Genomic DNA, 821 nt, shown 5'->3' with positions numbered 1-821 from the left:
GACGCGGTGATCTCGAACGTCGGCGTGACCGAGAAGCGCAAGGAGAAATACGATTTCACGACCTACCGGCTCGGGCTGCACGGCTTCTACGTTCGCACCGGCAGCCCGATCGCGAAAATCGCGGAACCGAAGGACATCGAGGGCCTGCGGATCATCACCGGCGCCGGCACGAGCCAGGAGCGCATCCTGCTCGAATGGAGCAAGCGCAACGTCGCGCAGGGGCTGAAGCCGGCCGAGCTGCTCTATTTCGACGACGATGCGACGGCGCGCGTCGCGCTGCTGTCGGGCCGCGCGGATGCGGAGTTGAACCCGAACGCGTCGCTCGCGTACGAGGCCGCGCGCAGCGGCAAGATCCGCCGCGTCGGCGTCGTCAATGCCGGCTGGCCGGCGAATGCGGATGTCGCGATCGCGACGCGCCGCGGCAGCGGGCTCGCGCCCGCGTTGACGCTCGCGACCAACGCGCTGATCGGCAACGGCCGCTACGGACAGGCGCTCGCGCGCTGGGGTTTGCAGAGCGAGGCGATCGCGCGGGCGGAGACCAATCCGCCGGGGTTGCCGTCGTTCTGAGCGTTTCGTTCGAAACAATCGCCCCGGCATGTCGTGACGGACATGCCGGGGCGACTCGATCGACGCCTCGTTCGCCTACGCCGGCACCGCGTCCCGATACCGGTCGAGTTCCGCGACATGCGCATGAATCGCCGGGATCAGCTCGCGCCCGTAAGCCAGCGCATCGTCGAGCGGATCGAAACCGCGAATCAGGAACGTCGATACGCCGAGCCGGTAATACGCGCCCAGCGCTCGCGCGACCTGCTCGGGCGTGC

2 pseudogenes are annotated in these 821 nt (G+C 68.5%); one reads left to right on the top strand and one right to left on the bottom strand.

Annotated elements, in window-relative coordinates:
* Positions 1–567: pseudogene (locus tag A9Z05_RS30200) on the top strand (ABC transporter substrate-binding protein); the annotation flags it as partial.
* Positions 568–642: 75 nt separating this feature from the next.
* Here A9Z05_RS30200 and A9Z05_RS38130 read toward each other — a convergent pair.
* Positions 643–821 (bottom strand): annotated as a pseudogene (locus A9Z05_RS38130) (alkanesulfonate monooxygenase); the annotation flags it as partial.

The organism is Burkholderia sp. A2 (assembly GCF_001729305.1).
In the GTDB taxonomy this organism is placed as follows: domain Bacteria; phylum Pseudomonadota; class Gammaproteobacteria; order Burkholderiales; family Burkholderiaceae; genus Burkholderia; species Burkholderia sola.
The sequence above is the reverse complement of the archived record's forward strand: the minus strand, read 5'-3'. Positions and strand labels throughout refer to the sequence as shown.